This window comes from Methylobacterium sp. BTF04 (assembly GCF_010692745.1).
In the GTDB taxonomy this organism is placed as follows: Bacteria; Pseudomonadota; Alphaproteobacteria; order Rhizobiales; family Beijerinckiaceae; genus Methylobacterium.
Genome location: NZ_JAAHTB010000107.1, coordinates 1 through 4,115, shown reverse-complemented (window position 1 = coordinate 4,115; position 4,115 = coordinate 1). Strand labels below are relative to the sequence as shown.

The 4,115-nt window shown below is 60.4% G+C and carries 4 protein-coding genes and 1 pseudogene; 1 reads left to right on the top strand and 4 read right to left on the bottom strand.

The genetic code is table 11. From position 1 onward, the window contains the following. Positions 1-371 (top strand): HPP family protein (locus tag G3T14_RS23235; protein ID WP_163644865.1); only part of this gene is annotated, 371 nt, incomplete at its 5' end. Between the two features lie 42 nt (positions 372-413). Here G3T14_RS23235 and G3T14_RS23230 read toward each other — a convergent pair. From G3T14_RS23230 to G3T14_RS23215, 4 genes and pseudogenes are all read right to left on the bottom strand, one after another. Continuing rightward, entirely contained in the window at positions 414-821 is a 408-nt protein-coding gene (locus G3T14_RS23230; protein WP_163644864.1) for a hypothetical protein, read from the bottom strand. 129 nt (positions 822-950) lie between these two features. Then, positions 951-1,124: pseudogene (locus G3T14_RS23225) on the bottom strand (IS3 family transposase); the annotation flags it as partial. 115 nt (positions 1,125-1,239) lie between these two features. Beyond that, entirely contained in the window at positions 1,240-3,102 is a 1,863-nt protein-coding gene (locus tag G3T14_RS23220; protein WP_204263024.1) for a TrkA C-terminal domain-containing protein, read from the bottom strand. Positions 3,103-3,130: 28 nt separating this feature from the next. After that, entirely contained in the window at positions 3,131-4,075 is a 945-nt protein-coding gene (locus G3T14_RS23215; protein WP_348645336.1) for a glutamate decarboxylase, read from the bottom strand. Positions 4,076-4,115: the final 40 nt, after the last annotated feature.

Genomic DNA, 4,115 nt, shown 5'->3' with positions numbered 1-4,115 from the left:
GACCGTGGAACACGTTCATGGGGCATGCCATCGGGGCCGGCGCGGCCTTCCTGTCACTTGCCGTGTTCGGGGCGCTGCACGCTCCCTCGGCGATGGTCGACGGCCAGGTCTCGTTCGGAAGGATGGCGGCCAGCGCCCTCGCGGTGGCCCTGACCATCGGGCTTCAGATTTCGACCCGTTCGAGCCACGCCCCCGCCGCGGCGACAACTCTGCTGATCACGCTGGGCGGCTTTCCCGCGAACATCGCGACGGTGGTCACGCTGGTGGTCGGGATCGGGGTTACGACATGGCTCTGCGATTGGGGCCGACGACTGGTCGTCGGCGAGTTTCACAAGCCGTGGGTCGCAAAGCTCATGGATTGGCGACGATAGAAACACCGTCAGGCATACGACTCATGCTCGGGAAAAGAAGTCTCACGGGAGTTTCGAGGCCCCCCCCGACAGGCCCCAGGCCCGCTGCTCGTATCCCCCGGATTCGTGGATCTCGTTCGGATGGGGATTGACCGGCCCGGGAGAGAACGGACCTAGGTCTTCCGGGACCACGAGGCTTTCCGAAGCGTGATGGACCGGCACGGCCTGCCGCGTCTTCGGGGCGAGCTGCGACCCGGCGCCGGTTCCGTCCTCGGCGGCCATCTCGTTGGCGAGGCGCTCGACCACGTCCAGGGCGGCGCCGATCCTGTCGGCTTGCAGGCAGACCTCTTCCTCGTCGATCCGACAGGCGTCGTCCCGGGTCCACCACCGTCCGTCATCGATCAGCCGGAGCACCTCGACGAGACGGTCACGTTGCTTGGTCAGGGCCTCGACGGCGCGTGGACATGTCATCTCGAATTCCTTCTCGCCAGGGCCAAACGTGGGGCGTCCACCGTGCGGACGTGGAGGTAACCGTAGCTGCCGAGCCGACATCGTCCTTGCGATGGATCAACGACTTGGCTGGCTGTCGCTCCGCGGCCCGGCTGGCAGCGCATCCATCTCTCGATCACGCTGGCTGTTAATCCCGTTACGCAAGGTCGAGCGCCCAACCCCAAGATCGGCGGCAATCTCGCGGTGGTAACGGCAACTTATCTGGATGAGCCGGACTGCCTCCGCGCGAAACTCAGAGATGAACTTCTTCTTGAGTTCTGCCATCGGTGACCTCCTCCTTTACGGAACGAGTTCTCCACTTTTCTGAGGCAAGTCCACTCCCCTAGCAACCGAAGAGGTGGTGCGTATCGGTAAGATATAGATCGTTAAGTGCAATATGTCATGACAGTATCATCGAGAAATAGCCGCCTATCAAAGACAGAACCGTCGTCAGAGCGTAGCTAACTGGATACGGGACCGCGGCGATCGAGCTGCCCGACTGCTCCATAATCGCGTTCAGGCCCGGCGTGCTGTTGCGCGCGCCCGTAGTGGCTCCATCAGAGATGACAGAGTTCAGGCCGAAAAACTTGATCCCAACCCAGAAGGCGATCAGCGGCGGCACCAAAGCCCCAGCAAGTCCGATAATCGCGAGCCATAGGATTGTGTGGCCGCCAAGAGCTGAGATGACCTTGGGGCCTACATTTGCCGAGAGTACAGCGACGAAGGCGTTCAAGCCGAAATCTTGAAGGAAGCTGCGAGCGCCTTCATTCACTGGCCCGCCAAATTCGGGATTTCGGCTGCGAAAATAGCTTACGCCTACGCCTGCTAAAATCACGCTGGCCGAGGTGCCAAGCGCGAAAGGAATGCCAGAGATCGTAATCGTAGCGATTCCAGCGAGATACCCCACCAGCATGGCCAGGGCGAGGTAAAGGACTTCGGACCTCATTGTCGGCAGAATGACGCGCCCACCCAATCGCTTCGCGGCGTTTCGGATTGCGCCGTCCGGTCCGGTCAGGCGCAACACGTCGCCGAACTGCACGTCGGTCTTCGGACCAAGTGGCAGCTCGTTGCCGGTGCGAAATAGGGCCTGCACGGTGACCCCTCGCTCGCCAGCCATTGAAAGCTCCGCGATCGTCTTACCGGAGATGCCATGCGCGCCGACATGCACATCAGCGACCTCTATGGGCACATTGCGAACGAGCGGATCGTCGGATTCAGGGCCGATCAGCTCACCATCCTTCAAGATCAGATCGTGCACATCCGCGCGCACGGCGACGATGTCGTTCTTCCTCAAGGTAGGGTTGCTGGTCAGGTCCAAGGTGTTGCCGTCGCGCGCGACGCGAAGGATGGGTATCTCGGGAAATGTCTCGGCCAGTTGCGCCAGCGTATGTCCGATGAAGCCGTCATGCGTGACGGAGAAGGCACGTACGTCGTAGGATGAGAACGCCATCTTCAGAGCGCCGGGCGCACCGGGCACGGGATGAGTTCCTCCGCCGCTGAACTCCGCCTCGGCAAGTCTAGCGTCCGCAGCAGCGTCATGTCCAAAAATTCGGGGTAGGTAGCGGATCAGCAAAATAATCCCAACGGTGGAGAGAACATAACTGATGGCATAAGCGGCTGCCATGTTGGCCCCCACCTCTTCGACAGTCGTGCCCGGGGGCGGCGTATAGGCGCCGCTGGTCAACGCGCCCTGGCCGACCCCCAAGATGGCGGTAATCGTGTAGCTGCCAGAGATCAAACCGGTCGCGTAGCCGGGCGCCAGACCGGCCAGGGCCGCTCCAAAATAGCAGATGAGCCAATTCAAACTCCAGACGATCAACCCGATCGCAACGAAGGCGAGACCGCCCTTTCGCAGCCCCGAGAAGAACTGCGGCCCCACCTTGAGCCCAAGGGCATACATAAACAAAAGGAGCATGAACGACGACAGGATATCTGGTATCGCGTAGGTTATGCCGTAGGCAGCCTGCGCGATCATAGATAGCAGGATGCCGACCAAGAGCGTGCCCGCCGTAGAGCCCAGGGAGATCGTTTTGAGGCTGAATTTCCCGATCAGCGTGCCGAGCGCGAGCGTGAGCAGAACAAAGGCGATGGGCTGGGTGCCGAGAAGCTGAAAAAACCCGTGAATTCCTGCCTCGGTCACGGGTTCGATTCGGCTGAAGATCTGGCCCACGACGTTTATGGAGGCGTCGGACGTTGTACCTTGCGCCTCGGCGGGGCCGGCAACGAACAAAAGCGGCAGAACAAGATGGCGAAGCCAGAACACCGGTATCGCCCGGCCGCCTGCGGTTAATCTAGCCATGGTGAAACCCCGGCTTTGCCATCGAATTCGGGACGGGATTCTTCGTCAGATGCTCGATGGCGCGCTTGATGTCGTCGAGAAGCAATTGCGCCAGATCGTGGCTAACTCCGTGGCGGATCAGGATGCGCTGGACGATAGTCTCCTGCCGGTTCGATGGCAGCGGATAAGAGGCGATCTGCCATCCGTGCATGCGCACACGTTCCGACAGATCGTAGAGTGTGAACCCATGATGTCCGTCGACCAGCTTATATGCGACTGCGGGAAGGCCACCGTGGCCATCATAGATCATTTCAAAACATCCGAGCGCCGCTAGCTTTTGGCCTAACCACTGCGCCGTGTCAGAGCATGCGGCTTGGATGGCCGTGTAACCTTCCCGGCCAAGGCGCAAAAAATTGTAGTATTGCGCAATAATCTCTCCGCCGGGGCGCGAGAAATTCAGCGCGAAAGTAGGCATGTTGCCACCTAGGTAGTCTACATAAAATATCAGCTCTTCGGGCAAATCCGCCTTCGAGGCCCAAATAACCCAGCCCACGCCGAGGGGAGCCAAGCCATACTTGTGGCCGGAGGCGTTGATGGATCTCACGCGCTTGATCTGAAAATCCCAGACTAGGTCGCGCTGGATGAACGGGGCGATGAATCCGCCCGAGGCGGCATCAACGTGGATCGGAATGTCGAGGCCCAGGTCACGCTCGATCGCGTCGAGCTCACGTGCCAGGGCCTCGACCGGCTCGTAAATGCCGGTGAACGTCACCCCAAGCGTTGCTACCACGCCGATCGTGTTCTCGTCGCAGTACCTCCGCAGATCCTGCGGTTTCAGACCGAGCGCATCGCCTGCAAGAGGCACCTCGCGAATCTCAACATCGAAATAGCGCGCGAATTTCTTCCAGCAAATTTGAACAGGGCCGGTGACGATGTTCGGCTTGCTAGCCCGTCTTATTCATCAGGCTGTTGCGGACGGTGGGTTCTGGGCTGATGGC